The organism is Stenotrophomonas maltophilia group sp. Smal17, from assembly GCF_030237045.1.
GTDB lineage: Bacteria > Pseudomonadota > Gammaproteobacteria > Xanthomonadales > Xanthomonadaceae > Stenotrophomonas > Stenotrophomonas forensis.
The window spans coordinates 1-14,401 of the sequence record NZ_JASJSU010000052.1 but is presented as its reverse complement, the minus strand read 5'-3'; the positions used below and the strand labels follow the sequence as shown (position 1 = coordinate 14,401).

At 68.6% G+C, this 14,401-nt stretch carries 13 protein-coding genes; 6 read left to right on the top strand and 7 right to left on the bottom strand.

What is annotated here, in order from left to right; all coding sequences use genetic code 11:
* The first annotated feature begins 32 nt into the window (after positions 1–32).
* The 5 genes from QRO93_RS13955 (at position 33) to QRO93_RS13935 (ending at position 4,237) form a co-directional block, all read left to right on the top strand.
* On the top strand, positions 33–551 hold the full coding sequence (locus QRO93_RS13955; RefSeq protein ID WP_232281436.1) for an RNA polymerase sigma factor: 519 nt from the start codon (positions 33–35) through the stop codon (positions 549–551).
* Entirely contained in the window at positions 548–1,564 is a 1,017-nt protein-coding gene (locus QRO93_RS13950) for a hypothetical protein (protein WP_285304264.1), read from the top strand. The genes QRO93_RS13955 and QRO93_RS13950 overlap by 4 nt, the downstream gene beginning before the upstream one ends.
* Positions 1,565–1,604: 40 nt before the next feature.
* Positions 1,605–2,201, top strand: coding sequence for a YigZ family protein (locus QRO93_RS13945; protein WP_053451288.1), 597 nt, complete (start codon positions 1,605–1,607; stop codon positions 2,199–2,201).
* Positions 2,194–3,966: an ABC transporter transmembrane domain-containing protein gene (locus QRO93_RS13940; RefSeq protein WP_180880950.1), complete on the top strand. Its 1,773-nt coding sequence runs from the start codon at positions 2,194–2,196 to the stop codon at positions 3,964–3,966. Before QRO93_RS13945 ends, QRO93_RS13940 begins: the two co-directional genes overlap by 8 nt.
* A gap of 76 nt (positions 3,967–4,042) precedes the next feature.
* Positions 4,043–4,237: a hypothetical protein gene (locus tag QRO93_RS13935; RefSeq protein WP_005416191.1), complete on the top strand. Its 195-nt coding sequence runs from the start codon at positions 4,043–4,045 to the stop codon at positions 4,235–4,237.
* A gap of 226 nt (positions 4,238–4,463) precedes the next feature.
* Here QRO93_RS13935 and QRO93_RS13930 read toward each other — a convergent pair whose 3' ends face one another.
* From QRO93_RS13930 to zwf, 7 genes are all read right to left on the bottom strand, one after another.
* Entirely contained in the window at positions 4,464–5,588 is a 1,125-nt protein-coding gene (locus tag QRO93_RS13930) for a prephenate dehydrogenase (protein ID WP_180880949.1), read from the bottom strand.
* A complete protein-coding gene (pdxY, locus tag QRO93_RS13925) occupies positions 5,585–6,493 on the bottom strand; it encodes a pyridoxal kinase (protein WP_053449492.1) in 909 nt (302 codons plus the stop codon). Before pdxY ends, QRO93_RS13930 begins: the two co-directional genes overlap by 4 nt.
* 414 nt (positions 6,494–6,907) lie before the next feature.
* A complete protein-coding gene (gene eda / locus QRO93_RS13920) occupies positions 6,908–7,567 on the bottom strand; it encodes a bifunctional 4-hydroxy-2-oxoglutarate aldolase/2-dehydro-3-deoxy-phosphogluconate aldolase (protein WP_053449385.1) in 660 nt (219 codons plus the stop codon).
* A gap of 238 nt (positions 7,568–7,805) precedes the next feature.
* The gene (edd, locus tag QRO93_RS13915) at positions 7,806–9,722 is read right to left on the bottom strand and encodes a phosphogluconate dehydratase (protein WP_053449386.1); all 1,917 of its coding nucleotides are present in this window, start codon (positions 9,720–9,722) and stop codon (positions 7,806–7,808) included.
* A gap of 58 nt (positions 9,723–9,780) precedes the next feature.
* On the bottom strand, positions 9,781–10,503 hold the full coding sequence (gene pgl / locus QRO93_RS13910) for a 6-phosphogluconolactonase (protein ID WP_053449387.1): 723 nt from the start codon (positions 10,501–10,503) through the stop codon (positions 9,781–9,783).
* Positions 10,500–11,507: a glucokinase gene (gene glk, locus QRO93_RS13905; protein ID WP_006432897.1), complete on the bottom strand. Its 1,008-nt coding sequence runs from the start codon at positions 11,505–11,507 to the stop codon at positions 10,500–10,502. Before glk ends, pgl begins: the two co-directional genes overlap by 4 nt.
* On the bottom strand, positions 11,504–12,940 hold the full coding sequence (gene zwf, locus QRO93_RS13900; RefSeq protein WP_008264947.1) for a glucose-6-phosphate dehydrogenase: 1,437 nt from the start codon (positions 12,938–12,940) through the stop codon (positions 11,504–11,506). Before zwf ends, glk begins: the two co-directional genes overlap by 4 nt.
* A gap of 353 nt (positions 12,941–13,293) precedes the next feature.
* Here zwf and QRO93_RS13895 point away from each other — a divergent pair, with 353 nt between their 5' ends.
* Positions 13,294–14,376, top strand: a complete 1,083-nt coding sequence (locus QRO93_RS13895; protein WP_180879750.1) for an ABC transporter ATP-binding protein — start codon at positions 13,294–13,296, stop codon at positions 14,374–14,376.
* Positions 14,377–14,401: the final 25 nt, after the last annotated feature.

Here is a 14,401-nt window from a genome sequence, read left to right as displayed (position 1 = left end):
AAGCCAGCGCATTGCCAACCGATGAAGCCTTGATGCTGGCCTGGGCCGGTGGCGACCTGCGCGCGTTCGAAAGCCTGTATGCGCGCCATCGCAAGCGGCTGTTCGGCTTCCTGCTGCGGCAACTGCGCGACAACGCGCTGGCCGAGGAGATCTTCCAGGACGTCTGGCAGCGGGTGATCAGCGCCCGCGCCGGCTGGCAGCCCGAGGCGGCATTCAGCACCTGGCTGTTCCGCATCGCCCATAACCGCTTGAACGATCACTGGCGTGCCGCCCGCCATCGTCCCTCCGCACCGGCCGACGCCGACCTGCGCCTGGCCGCCATCGAGGATGGGCAGACCCCGGAAGCCGAACTTTCCGAATTCGAACAACGTCGCCGCATCCAACTGGCGATGGAACAACTGCCGCCCGAGCAGCGCGAAGTGCTGCAGCTGCGGCTGGATCAGGAACTGAGCCTGGAGGAGATCGGCCAGATCACCGGCGTAGGCCGGGAAACAGTGAAATCGCGGCTGCGCTATGCGATGGACAAGCTGCGTGCGGGATTGAACGCATGAACCGAGACGAACCGCTGACGCCGGAAGAACGCGAGCTGGCCCGCCTGCTCGGCCGTCGCGCCGAACAGGCGCCGCCGGCCGCGCTCGACGCCGCCATCCTGGCCGCGGCGCGCGCCGCCGTGGACGCACCGGCCGCCGCAACCGCCGCCTCCCCGGAAGCACCCCGCGCACGGCGCTCACGCTCGCGCTGGCCGGCCGTGTTCGGTATCGCCGCCTCGATGGTGTTCGCCATCGGCATCGCCTGGCAACTGCGCCCGGAACCACCGCCGGTCCCGGCAGGTGAAGCAGCCGTCGCTGCAGCACCTGCTGCTGCCGAGATCGCAGCCGACGCGCCGCCTGCTGCAGGCGGCGCCGCGGACCGTACGGCGGCAGCCGCAGAACCGGCTGCACCGCCGGCAACGCCCGAGGCTGCTCCGATGGCTGCTCCGATGGCCACCCCCACGCCCGCACCGGCTTCCGCCGCGCGTGCACTCGCAGTGGCGGCAGCACCCAAGCCTGCACCCGTGGACGCACCGGCACGCGCCGCGCGCTCAAGGGCGGCAGAGGCCGCCGCCGATACGCCTTTTGCCACACCGTCAGCCGCACCAGCAGCGGCTCCGCCTGCGCCACCGGCCCCGGCAGCCTACTCGGCACCTGCTCCGGCATTCGCGCCCGCTCCGGCAGCGGCGCTCAAGGCACGCACGGCCGAAGCGGCCATGGACAACGCCGCAGCCAACGCCGAGCCGGCGCAGGCACTGGATCGGGTACAGATCACCTCGATGAAGCGCGAGGCCGCCAGCCGTTCCGCGGCGGGCGTCATGCGCCGCAGCAGCGATGCCAGCCTGAGTGCCGATGCGGTGCAGGCAGAAGTCGGCGCCGACGCGCGCCTGCCACGCCGGCAGTGGCTGGAAAAAATCCGTGAGCGCCGCGATGCGGGCCAGCGCGACCTTGCCCGCGCCAGCCTGGAACGCTACATCGAGCAGTATCCAGAATCGCGCCTGCCGCGCGACCTTCGCCCGTTGCTGGACGACTGAGACCCACGGAGGTCGGGCGCAACACCGTAGAATGGTGGAGATGCCCGATACCCTCGCCCAGCCGGTCAGTCACACGCTGGAAGTCAAACACAGCCGCTTCATTGCCCATGCCACGCCGATTGATGGCGCCGCGGCGGCGATGGCGTTCCTGCAGCAGGTTGCAGTGGCCGATGCCACGCACAACTGCTGGGCTTACCGCCATGGGCAGGACTACCGCTCCAGCGACGATGGCGAGCCCGCAGGCACCGCCGGGCGGCCGATCCTGGCCGCCATCGATGGCCAGGGTTTCGACCGGGTGATGGTGGTGGTGACGCGCTGGTTCGGCGGCATCAAGCTCGGTGCCGGCGGCCTGGTCCGCGCCTACGGCGGTGCCGCCGCCGAGTGCCTGCGCACCGCGCCACGCCTGCCGCTGGTCACCATGGCCCGCCTGCAGCTGCTGGCCGGCTTCGAGGACCTGGGCAGCCTGCATGCCACCCTTCCCGCCTTTGGTGCCGGGAAGCGTGATGAACAGTTCGATGCCAATGGCGTGTGCCTGCGGATCGAATTGCCTGCCGATCAGGTCGACGCATTGAAAATCCGCCTGCGCGACGCCACCCGTGACCGTATCCGCATAGAAGACGACGACCAGGATGACTGACAAGGACGACGCCCCCGCTTCGACCCCGCCGCTGCGCCGCCTTGGCAGCCTGCGCACGCTATGGCCGTTCGTGCGCCGCCACAGCGGCCTGTTCACGGCCTGGCTGCTGGCCCTGGCTGTCTCTTCGGCCGCCACGCTGAGCCTGCCACCGGCCGTGAAGCAGATGATCGACCACGGCTTCAGCAGCGGCGGCCAGATCAACCGTGCCTTCGCCCTGCTGATGCTGGTGGCGGCGGTGATGGCGCTGGGCACCGCCGCGCGCTTCTACTTCGTGTCGCTGCTGGGCGAAAAGGTCGTCGCCGACCTGCGCAGCCAGCTGTACGCGCACCTGATCCAGCTGGGCGCCGGCTTCCACGACCGCAGCCGCAGCGGTGAGCTGGTCTCGCGCCTGACCGCCGACACCGAACTGCTGCGCAGCGTGGTCGGTTCAACGATGTCGGTCGCCCTGCGCAGCAGCGTAACCGTGGTCGGCAGCCTGGCGATGCTGTTCGTCACCAGCCCGAGGCTGGCAGCGTGGTCGCTGCTCGGCATCCCGCTGGCGGTACTGCCGATCATCATCGGTGCGCGCAAGCTGCGCACCGTCGCGCGCAACAGCCAGGACCGCATCGCCGATGCCAACAGCCTGGCCAGCGAGACCCTCGGTGCGGTGCGTACGGTGCAGGCCCATGCCCGAGAGCCTTACGAACGCGGCCGCTTCGACCATGCGCTTGGCGATGCGATCAAGGCCGCACGCCGCCGCATCGGCGCGCAGTCGCTGGTCACCGCCAGCGCCATCCTGCTGGTGTTCGGCGCCATCGTGGGGGTGCTCTGGCTGGGCGCTCACGACGTGATCGACGGGCGCCTGAGCGCCGGCACGCTGGGCCAGTTCGTGCTGTATGCGCTGATCGGCGGTGGCTCGGTCGGCGCGCTGGCCGAAGTCTGGAACGAGCTGCAGCGGGCGGCCGGCGGCATGGGCCGCATCGGTGAACTGCTGCAGGAAGACATCGAGATCCGTGCGCCGGCACAGCCGCACGCGCTGCCGCAGCCGCTGCGTGGCGGAATCCAGTTCGACGATGTGGTGTTCCATTACCCGCAGCGGCCGGACCAGGCCGCGCTGGACCATTTCACCCTGCACGTGCGGCCCGGCGAAACCGTGGCCCTGGTCGGCCCGTCCGGCGCCGGCAAGAGCACGGTGCTGTCGATGCTGCTGCGTTTCCACGATCCGGCCAGCGGCCGCATCTGCGTGGATGGCGTCGACGTGCGCCAGGCCGACCCGGCCGAACTGCGCGCGCAGCTGGCACTGGTACCGCAGCAGCCGACGTTGTTCGCGGCCAGTGCGCGCGAGAACATCCGCTATGGCCGTCTGCAGGCCAGCGACGACGAGGTCGAGCAGGCCGCACGCGCGGCCGAGGCCGATGGCTTCCTGCGTGCGTTGCCGCAGGGCTACGAAAGTGAACTGGGTGAGCGCGGCGCCCGCCTCTCCGGCGGCCAGCAGCAGCGCGTGGCGATTGCCCGTGCGCTGCTGAAGGACGCACCGATCCTGCTGCTGGACGAAGCCACCAGCGCGCTGGACGCGCAGAGCGAGTACAGCGTGCAGCAGGCGCTGGAGCGGCTGATGGCCGGCCGCACGACGCTGGTGATCGCCCACCGCCTGGCCACCGTGCTCAAGGCCGACCGCATCGTGGTGATGGACCAGGGCCGTATCGTGGCCGAGGGCACGCACGCACAGTTGCTGGCCGAAGGCGGTCTGTACGCTGAACTGGCTAGGCTGCAGTTCATCGATTGATGACGGTCGCCTAACATCGGCCGGACCAAGCTGGCGACCAAAAGCAGCGTTCGCAGTCCGTAGAAGGAGGTGCACGATGTCGTTCCGTCAGTTTCCCGCCGTCGACAGCAATGGCGAAAGCCACATCATCATCGAGTTCAAGCCCGAGGCGAATGGCAGCGGGCACCACTCCGAGGCCACGCCGCGCTACGAGCTGGATGATGGCCGCCAGCTGGTGCGCAACGGCCGCGAGTTCACCACCAGTGGCGGCGAACTGCGGTTGACGATCTGAAGTTTGCCGGGCATGGCCCGGCGCCACCGGATTCCGCATCGCCCCGCTCTGGTAGGTGTCGACCTTGGTCGACACGCTTTCTGCCAAGGGCGGTCGAGCATCGCTCGACCATACAAGAGGCGTGGCCAATTTATCGCCAGGCATCTTGACAGCCTTGCGGACCAAGGCCTGCGCACGGTTATCCACACGTTTGCGCAGAAATCATCCACACTGCCTGTGGATGAATTCAGCCCAGCACCCGGCCGATGCCGCTGGCGTCCACCTTGGCCGCCGCCGCTGCGATCGCTGCCGGGTCGCTACCCGCCACGAACCCGATACGGAAATGCACTTCGCCGCCTGGCGTGCGCGAGGAGTGGATCGAGGCCAGGCTGATGCGGTGCTGCTCGAACACATTCAGCAGCTCACGCAGCGAACCGGGCCGGTCTTCTGGTAGATGCACCGACAGCGCATTGCGCTCGGTCAGGTCCGCCAGCAGGTAGCCCACCCGCTCGAAGGTGTAGTTGCCGTCAGCCAGTGCCTGCTCGCCGAAGGCGCTGCGGTTGGCCGACAACAGCTGCTCACGGAATGCGCCGCGTGCGCCGTCGTCGCCCTGCCCGACCTGTGCCTGCAGGGACTGCAACTGGCCGATCAGCCGCTCCAGCATCGGCGCCACGTACGGGTTGCCGAACTGGATATCTTCGTAGATGGCCGGATTCAACGACAGGATGCGCGAAATGATCGCGGTATCCAGCTCGAACGACGCCGAACGATACGGCATCATCGCGGCCAGATCGCCCAGCTGCGGCTGGTACTGGCGCAGCACGCCAGCCTGGGCCAGGTGGCTGGCATGCACCATCGCCTGTACCAGCGCCATCATCTGGTCGTGGTGCTGCGGGGTGGCGCGCACGCACTCGGCCTGCAGCGCCGCGCACAACGCGTCGACCCACGGCTGCCAGTGCTGCAGCCGCGCTTCGCACACCACCATCACCCGGCCTTTCAGCGTCGGTGCCTTGGGCGGCGCGGTCATCGGATGCAGGCCGACCACTTCAGCCTGCGAGGCCAGCATCGCCTGCACCGGCGCTTCCTTCACCGACGTCACGTCCAGCCACAGGCGGTCCTGCTCGCGCCCCGCCGACTGCTGCACGTACTGGGCAATCAGCGCAGGCGTGTGCCGGATCGGTGCCGAGAACACCAGCACGTCAGCCTGCGCCAGCAGCTGCTCCGGCGTGTGCGAGGCCGGGTCCGCTGGATCATGGCCGATCACCTGCAGCTGCATGTGCTGCTGGAAGAAGCGGCTCAGCCAGCGCCCGTAGGCGCCGGCGCTGCCGACGATACCGACCGTGCGCGGCGTGCGTTCGTGCAGATCGCTCATGCCACGCGTTCGGCGCGGAAGCGCGTGCCTTCGGCCAGTGCGGCAGGCGCCGCGGCGATCACGTCGAACTCTTCGAAGCCGTTGTCCAGGGTCGCCTCCAGCGCTGCATGGGTACCGGCAATGGCGCGCGAGATCGCCTGCTGCATCGATTCGCCGCGCAGCAGGAACGACACCACCAGTGACATCAGCACATCGCCGGTGCCGGCCACATCCACCGGCAGCAACGGCGAGGTCCAGCGCCAGGTTTCCCCGCGACCGACCGCCAGGGTCACCAGCTCGCCGGGGTTTCCACCGACGCTGTGCGCGATCACCCATTGCGGACCACGGTCGAGCAACGTACGGGCGGCGGCGATGGCATCGGCCTCCGCCAACGCCGGCATGCCGGTGAGGCGGTTCAGTTCGAATGCATTCGGCGTGACCAGCCAGGCATGCGGCAGCAGGCGCTCGGCGAAGATCGCTTCCAGGCCAGGCTCGACATAGGGCCCGGTATGGGTATCGCCGATCACCGGGTCGAGGCAGTAGCGCAGCTGTGGGCAGGCCGGCAGGATCTCGTCCAGCCAGTCGGCGAACGCGGCACCGTTGGCGGTACTGCCGAAGTAGCCGGACACCAGCATCCTGGCCCGCTGCGGCAGGCCGCGTTCGTAGGTACCGAGCAGCAGGTCGGCGAACCAGTCGGCGGGCAGCACGCGGCCGCGGGTGGTGTCGTAGAACGGCGCGTTGCTGAGCAGCACGGTCGGGATTTCCGCCACGCGAACGCCGAGCGCGCGCATCGGCGGAACGGCGGCGCTGTTGCCGGCGTGGCCGTAGACAAGTTGCGACTGGACCGAGATGACATCGATCGGCGATGGGCCGTCGGGCCGCTGGCGGCGGCCGTGGACCAGGTGGTTGTCAAGGGATTCGCTCATGCCAGCATTCTACGCCCGGTGGAGGGTTCGGCAGGGCTTGCAGCCCTGCATCCGCTTGCAAGCCAAATCAACGTCAACGTCAAAAACGGGCATTCCGTGGGGAGGCGGGGCGGTGTCAGAGTGCGGGGACGCCGCAAGTACGTCCTTGTAGGCTTGGCAGCCGCTTGCTCGTGTGCGCGTTCCTGCGCACACGGCAAGACCGGGGTGGGGCGTCCTGCCCAACCCGCCCGAGGCATGCCTCGGGCCCATGCGGCTCACACCCCCGCGAACCCAACCTGCCCGACCCCGGACAGTTTCCGGGGCATTCACCGCGGAATGAAGAGGGAAGAGCAGGAGCGGGTCGCGCGCTGTGCGCGCTCGGGAGGTTGGTCTTGCAGAGCCGAGCGTGGGCTCGGCTCTACACCTTTGTCGGGCTCAGTGGCCGCGCACGCGCTTGATGATCTTCGCCGCGTCGGCGGCGCTGGCGCGGACCTTGTCCCATTCGCCGTCGGCGATCCAGTTGCCCGGTACCATCCACGAACCACCGATGCAGACCACGTTCTTCTGCTCGAGGTATTCGGCGGCGGTGTTCTCGGTGATGCCACCGGTCGGGCACAGCTTGAGATCGGCGACCGGGCCGGCCAGGCCCTTGATCATCGCCAGCCCGCCCACGGCCGTGGCCGGGAACAGCTTGCACACGCGGAAGCCGCGCGCATACAGCGACAGCAGCTCGGTCGGCGTCGCCGCACCCGGCACCACCGGCAGCGGGGCGGCGGCCAGCGCATCGGCCAGTGCCGGCGGCGTACCCGGGGTCACCAGGAAATCCGCACCCGCATCAATGGACTGCTGCATCTGCTGCACGGTCAGCACCGTGCCCGCGCCCACCACCACATCGGGCAGCTCGCGCTTGAGCATCGCCAGCGCTTCCATCGCCACCGGCGTACGCAGGGTCAGCTCGATCGCCGGCAAGCCCCCTTCCAGCAGCGCCGCACTCACCGCACGCGCCTGGTCCAGCGTATGAATCGTCACCACCGGCAGGATGCCCGCCGCATGCAACAGCTCCGCCGCCTTCACCTGATGTTGTTCGATACCCATAGCTCTGCTTCTGCCTTTGCTTCTGCGTTTGAATTTGATTTTCAGTGATCACTTCGCGGCGTATCGGCGCCGGAAACTGTGATGCGGCGGAGGGCAGGCCGTCGCCAGGACCGTTCGCGCCATGGATGGCGCGACCGAGCCTACAGGGACGTATTCACGGCGTGTCCTGGCGACGGCCTGCCCTCTGCCGCCGCCAGCAAACTCACCGCCGCAACAAACCCGCAACGCTCTTCAACCCTCAGGCGTCCTTCGCCTCATGCGGCGCCGCCGCTGCCGCCGCATCGTGCCCCAGCTCATACTCGGCGTCGTAATCCCACGGCCCACCATCCGCCGCTGCCGGCCCGCACGAAATCGAAATCGCGCCCTGGTCGGCCGGGCCCACCACGCGACGGTTGATCGCGAACAGATTGCGGCCCAGGTCATGCGCTGCCGGAGCCGTGTTCGGCGCCAACGACCGCGCCGCCCATTCGGCGGCGTCCACCAGCACTTCCAGCGTGCCGGCTTCACCATCCAGGCGGATCATGTCGCCCTCGCGGACCTTCGCCAGCGGGCCACCGCGCGCCGCTTCCGGCGTCACGTGGATGGCCGCCGGAATCTTGCCCGAGGCGCCGGACAGGCGGCCGTCGGTGACCAGCGCCACGCGCCGGCCCTGGTTCTGCAGCAGGCCCAGCAGCGGCGCCAGCGAATGCAGTTCCGGCATGCCGTTCGCACGCGGGCCCTGGTAACGCACCACCGCCACGAAATGCTCGGGCAGCAAACCGCCGGCGTGCAGCTTGTTCAGCACCTGCGGCGCATCGACCACCACCGCCGGTGCCTCGATGCTGCGGTACTGCGGCTTCACCGCCGACAGCTTGATCAGTGACTTGCCCAGGTTGCCGCGCAGCAGGCGCAGGCCACCCTGGCTTTCGAACGGGTTGTCGACGCTGCGCACCACCTCTTCATCGGCACTGCGTTCCAGGCCCGGCAGGTAGACCAGCTTGCCCTCGCGCAGCTGCGGCTCGCGGGCGTAGTCGGCCATGCCGCCACGCGCCACGCTGACCAGATCGCCGTGCATCAGGCCGGCCTTGATCAGTTCGCCGAACACGAATGCCGGGCCACCGGCGGCGGCGAAGCGGTTCACGTCGGCTTCGCCGTTCGGGTACACACGGGCCAGCAGCGGAATCAGCTGCGAGAGTTCGTCGAAATCATCCCAGGTCAGCACGATGCCGGCGGCCCGCGCCACCGCGATCCAGTGGATGGTGTGGTTGGTCGAGCCGCCCGTGGCCATCAGCGCGATGACCGCGTTGATGATCGCACGCTCGTCGATGATCCGGCCCAGCGGGCGGAAATCGTCGCCCAGCGCGGTGATGTCCAGTGCGCGCTCGGTGGCTTCGCGGGTCAGTGCATCGCGCAGGGCGGTGTCCGGGTTGACGAACGACGCACCCGGCAGCTGTACGCCCATCGCTTCCAGCAACACCTGGTTGGAATTGGCGGTGCCATAGAAGGTGCAGGTGCCGGCGCCATGGTACGAGGCGGACTCGGCCTCCAGCAGCTCCTCGCGGGTGGCTTCACCGGCGGCGTAGCGCTCGCGCACTTCGGCCTTCTGCTTGTTCGGAATGCCCGGGGTCATCGGGCCGGCCGGCACGAACACCGCCGGCAGGTGGCCGAAGGCCAGCGCACCGATCAGCAGGCCCGGCACGATCTTGTCGCACACACCAAGGTGGACGGTGGTGTCGAACATGTCATGGCTGAGGCCGATGGCCGTCGCCTGGGCGATCACATCGCGCGAGAACAGCGACAGTTCCATGCCGCCACGGCCCTGGGTCACGCCGTCACACATTGCCGGCACCGCGCCAGCCACCTGTGCGGTGGCGCCCAGCTCGCGGGCGATCTTCCGGATCTGTTCGGGGTAGGTCTCGAACGGCTGGTGCGCCGACAGCATGTCGTTGTAGGCGGTGATGATGCCGAGGTTCGGCGTCACGCCGCCGCGCAGCCGGCTCTTGTCAGTACCGCCGCAGGCGGCGAAGCCATGGGCGAGGTTGCCGCAGCTCAGGCGGCTGCGGAAGGGGCCATCGCGCAGGGCGGCGTCGATCGCGGCCAGGTAGGCGGCGCGCGAGGCGGCGCTGCGGCGGATGACGCGCTCAGTGATGGCGTGCAGTTGCGGATGGAGGCTCATTGGCTACCGGCGTTCGTGGTGGCGAGAGGCAAGCGGCGGCAGCGCGCCGCCGCCGACTTCAATCAGCCCAGTGGACGCGCAGGCGCGCGCCTTCCAGGTTGATCGCGTTGAGGATCGGATACTGCTGGGCGTCGTTGCTGTCCAGGGCCTGGCGCAGCACCTGCAGCTTCTGCTTGCCGCGCAGCAGCAGCAGGCGCTGGCGGCACTGGCGCAGGCCGTGCGGGGTCAGCGTGATGCGCAGCGGCCACTGGTTGGCACCGGGGCAGCCGGTGGCATCCAGCGCCGCATAGGGCAGGGTGCTTTCCAGCGCGCGGGCGAGGTCCTTCGAGCCCGGGAACAGCGAGGCGGTGTGGCCGTCATTGCCCATGCCCAGCGCCACCAGGCTCGGCGGCTGGCTGTGCTGGGCCTGCAGGTTGACGGTGTAGACGCATTCCGGCAGCGGCTTGCCGACGCGCACCAACGGGTCGAAATGCGCGCCCTCGGCGCGCTTGAGCAGATGTTCGCGCACCAACCAGGCGTTGCTGTCACGATCCTGCGGCGACAGCCAGCGCTCGTCGGCCAGGCTGACTTCAACCCGGTCCCAGTGCACGTCCAGCTCGGCCAGTGCCTGGTACACCGGCGCCGGCGTGGTACCGCCAGACAGCAGGATGCGGGCGCGGCCCACTTCGTTGATGTCGTGGTTGAGGGTCTGTGCCATCTCGGCGGCGACCGCCTCGATCCAGCCATCGGCGTCGCCGTGCTGGATGAACTCGATGCGGTCGTCCTGGAAGGTGGGGCTCATGCGGCAACTCCTGGTGCGTCACGTTCGGCGTCGGCGGCATAGGCGGCGGCGCCCAGCAGCCCAGCGTGGGGATGCATCACCGCCAGCGACGGCACCCGCGCCATGATCGAAGAGAAGCGGCCCTTGTGCTCGAAGCGCTGGCGGAACCCGGAGTGCTGCAGCGAATCAAGCATCTTCGGGGTCAGGCCGCCGGTCAGGAACACGCCGTCCCAGGCGCCCTGGGTCAGCACCAGGTCACCGGCGATCGCGCCGAACACGGCGCAGAACACGTCCACGGTGCGCATCGCCTGCGGGTCGCCATGCAGCGCACGTGCGGTCACGTCCACCGGCTGCAGCTGGCCCGGATCGATGCCGGCCATCTCGCACACGGCGCGATGGATGTTGACCAGGCCAGGGCCGCAGATCAGCCGTTCGTTGGAGACGCGCCCAAACTGCTCGGACAGGATCTCCAGGATGCGGATCTCCTCCGGCGTTCCCGGCGGGAAACTGACATGGCCGCCTTCGGTTTCCAGCGGATAGCAGCGGCCATGGCGAAGGATCAGGCCGCCGACGCCGAGTCCGGTGCCGGGTCCGATCACCGCGTAGTTGCGCGGCTGTCCGGGTTTGCCTGGTACCCATGCCGCGCCACCGACCTGGATCACGTCTTCCGGCTGCAGCAGCGAGATTGCCATCGCCTGTGCGGCGAAGTCGTTGATCAGGTGCAGTTCGTCGAAGCCGAGCATCGCCGCGGTGCGGCTGCGCGAGATCACCCACGGGTGGTTGGTGATGCGTGCCTCGTCACCATCGACACGGCCCGCCACCGCGAACACGCCACGGCCCGCGCTGGCACCGATCTGTTCGAGGTGATGACGTGCGGCGTCGCCCAGCGATGGGAACTCCGCCACTGCGTATTCGCGGATGCTGTCCTTCAGCAGCGGCGCGTCCAGCGAGGTATCGGCCAGTGCGAAACGGGCATTGGTGCCCCCGATGTCGGCGACCAGCACCGGCTGCGAGCCGACACTCATGCCGAGGCTCCACTGTCCGGCGCATCCACGCCCTGCGGCAGGAACTCCGTTGCGTTGCCCGGGCCCCACTGGCCGGCGGGGTAGGGTTCCAGCGGCAGCCTGGCTTCCTTCCAGGCATCGGCGACGCTGTCGATCCATGCCCAGGCCGCGCGGACTTCGTCGTCGCGCACGAACAGCGTGTGGTTGCCGTTGAAGGCATCCAGGAACAGGCGTTCGTAGGCGATGCGGCGGTGCAGGCCGGTCGGCACCGACAGTTCCAGTTCCAGCGGATGCAGTTCCAGCGCGCCCCATTCCGGGCCGGCCAGGCTGCTCATCAGGCCCAGCTCGATGTTCTCCTGCGGCTGCAGCTGGAACACCAGGCGGTTCGGTGCGGCCTGCGCACGCTGCGGGCGCTCGAACAGCCAGTGGGTGACCGGCTTCAGCGTGACCACCACGCGGGTGGTGCGCTCGGGCAGGCGCTTGCCGGTGACCAGGTGGAACGGCACGCCGCTCCAGCGCCAGTTGTCGATATGCGCGGTGACGCCGGCGAAGGTTTCCACGTCGCTGCCTTCCGGCGGCTGGTAGGCCTGGGCCGGCTGGCCGTTGATGGTGCCGGCGGTGTAGCGGCCACGGATGCTGTCACGCGCGGCGTGCTTGGCATCGAGCGGGCGCAGGGCGCGCAGCACCTTGACCTTCTCGTCGCGGATGCGGTCGGCTTCCAGCGAGGCCGGCGGCTCCATCGCCACCATGCACAGCAGCTGCAGGATGTGGCTCTGGACCATGTCACGCAGCGCACCGGAACGGGCGTAGTAGGCGTCGCGGCCATCCACGCCTTCGCTTTCGGCGACCAGGATGTGCACCGATTCGATGTAGTTGCGGTTCCACACCGCTTCCAGCAGCGTGTTGCCGAAGCGCAGCGCGATCAGGTTCTGCACCGCGGCCTTGCCCAGGTAGTGGTCGAGGCGGAACACGCGGTCCTCGTCGATCCACTGGCCGATGGTGGAGATGATCTCTTCAGCGCTTTCGCTGTCGCTGCCGATCGGCTTCTCCAGCATCAGCCGTGCCGGCGCGGCGAGGGCGCCGCCCTTGGCCAGGCCTTCGCAGGTGGAGATGTACAGGCCCGGCGGGATGGCCAGGTAGCTGACGCACTTGCGGTGCACCAGGTCGGCGACCGCGGCGGCGACCGAGTCGACGTCGCGCAGGTCCACCGAGCGGTAGTCGATGCGGCGCAGCAGCCCGGCGATGTCGTCCTGCGTAGCCATCGGCATGGCCTGCTGCAGGCGCGGCCGCAGGATGTCATGGAAGGCTTCGGTGTCATGCCCGGACAGGGCCAGTGCGCGGATGCGGAAGTCCTCCGGCAGCAGGCCGTCGCCGAGCAGGCGAAGCAGCGAAGGGAACAGGTAGCGCTGGGCCAGATCACCTGTGGCACCGAACAGGAAGAGGGTGTCGTGCATCGCTCGAGTTTCAGATCCGGGTGACATCGTTGTCAATCGCTTCATGGCTGGGTTCGGGGGACATCCGCGCAACTGCCTGTCCGAGGTTCGTCGGGCGGGTTTCCCGGGGCTCCGGAAGACCGTTCCAATCGAAACCACTACCTCGGCGGAACCTTCGTTCAATCGCCGACGCAGATCGGTGCGCACCGATCATCGGATAGTGCCACGTGAAAACGTTTACATGGCAGAATGGGCAACTGTATTCGATTGCAGTGCTCGCCGCCATGCGGTGGGCGCGCAATCATCACTGCCATCGGGAGGGCCGAGGCAGTCCCAAAAGACAGCCCGGCTTCGGGCGGACCGGATTAGGTGATATGGCAAAAGTGCAGTTGCAGGGTGTGCGCAAGGTCTATGACAACGGCCAGGTCGCGGTGAAGGACGCCAGCTTCGAGGTCGCCGATGGCGAGCTGATGGTGCTGGTCGGCCCGTCCGGCTGTGGCAAGTCGACCCTGCTGCGGATGGTGGCTGGGCTGGAAGAGATCAGCGGCGGCACGCTGACCATCGGCGATCGCGTGGTCAACGACGTGGCGCCGAAGGATCGCGACATCGCGATGGTGTTCCAGAGCTACGCACTGTACCCGCACATGACCGTGGCCGAGAACCTGGCCTTCGGCCTGAAGCTGCGCGGCCATGACAAGGCGACGATCGACAGGCGCATCGCCGAGGCGGCGCAGACGCTGGGCCTGACCGAGATGATGGACAAGCTGCCCAAGGCGATGTCCGGCGGCCAGCGCCAGCGTGTTGCGCTGGGCCGCGCGCTGGTGCGCGAGCCGGCGGTGTTCCTGCTCGACGAGCCGCTGTCGAACCTGGATGCCAAGCTGCGCCACAGTGTGCGCACCGAGATCGCGCAGCTGCACCGCAAGCTGGGCACCACCATGATCTACGTGACCCATGACCAGGTCGAAGCGATGACCCTGGGTCAGCGCATCGTGGTGCTGAAGGACGGCGTCATCCAGCAGATCGACACGCCGATGGCGCTGTACGACCGCCCGGCCAATCTGTTCGTGGCCGGCTTCCTCGGCAGTCCGGCGATGAACGTGCTGCGTGGCACGCTGCAGGGCGATGCCGGTGGCGTGACCGTGGTTGACGGCGAATGGCGCGCGCCGCTGGGCCAGGCCACGATCGATCCGGCGTGGCTGCAGAAGCCGATCGCGGTGGGCGTGCGCCCCGAGCACCTGCAGCCGGCGACCGCCGACGATGCGCATGCGTTCAACGCGCGCATCGAAGGCATCGAACCGGTCGGCAACGAGATCTTCGTCAACCTGAGCAGTGGCCAGCATGCGCTGACCATGCGCGTGGCGCCGCAGGTACTGCCGGCGGTGGGTGAGCAGATCCGCGTGGCGATCCACCCGCAGGGGCCGCATTTCTTCAACCCGGAAACCGGCGAGCGCCTGTAACGGGTAGTGGCGGGCCCCCGCCGGC

Excerpts from the sequence above, each read along its gene's own strand:
- QRO93_RS13940 (WP_180880950.1), top strand. The coding sequence starts at position 2,194 with ATGACTGACAAGGACGACGCCCCCGCTTCGACCCCGCCGCTGCGCCGC.
- pgl (WP_053449387.1), bottom strand. The coding sequence starts at position 10,503 with ATGAGCCCCACCTTCCAGGACGACCGCATCGAGTTCATCCAGCACGGC.
- pdxY (WP_053449492.1), bottom strand. The coding sequence starts at position 6,493 with ATGAGCGAATCCCTTGACAACCACCTGGTCCACGGCCGCCGCCAGCGG.
- eda (WP_053449385.1), bottom strand. The coding sequence starts at position 7,567 with ATGGGTATCGAACAACATCAGGTGAAGGCGGCGGAGCTGTTGCATGCG.
- edd (WP_053449386.1), bottom strand. The coding sequence starts at position 9,722 with ATGAGCCTCCATCCGCAACTGCACGCCATCACTGAGCGCGTCATCCGC.
- glk (WP_006432897.1), bottom strand. The coding sequence starts at position 11,507 with ATGAGTGTCGGCTCGCAGCCGGTGCTGGTCGCCGACATCGGGGGCACC.
- QRO93_RS13950 (WP_285304264.1), top strand. The coding sequence starts at position 548 with ATGAACCGAGACGAACCGCTGACGCCGGAAGAACGCGAGCTGGCCCGC.
- QRO93_RS13945 (WP_053451288.1), top strand. The coding sequence starts at position 1,605 with ATGCCCGATACCCTCGCCCAGCCGGTCAGTCACACGCTGGAAGTCAAA.
- QRO93_RS13930 (WP_180880949.1), bottom strand. The coding sequence starts at position 5,588 with ATGAGCGATCTGCACGAACGCACGCCGCGCACGGTCGGTATCGTCGGC.
- QRO93_RS13895 (WP_180879750.1), top strand. The coding sequence starts at position 13,294 with ATGGCAAAAGTGCAGTTGCAGGGTGTGCGCAAGGTCTATGACAACGGC.
- zwf (WP_008264947.1), bottom strand. The coding sequence starts at position 12,940 with ATGCACGACACCCTCTTCCTGTTCGGTGCCACAGGTGATCTGGCCCAG.
- QRO93_RS13935 (WP_005416191.1), top strand. The coding sequence starts at position 4,043 with ATGTCGTTCCGTCAGTTTCCCGCCGTCGACAGCAATGGCGAAAGCCAC.
- QRO93_RS13955 (WP_232281436.1), top strand. The coding sequence starts at position 33 with ATGCTGGCCTGGGCCGGTGGCGACCTGCGCGCGTTCGAAAGCCTGTAT.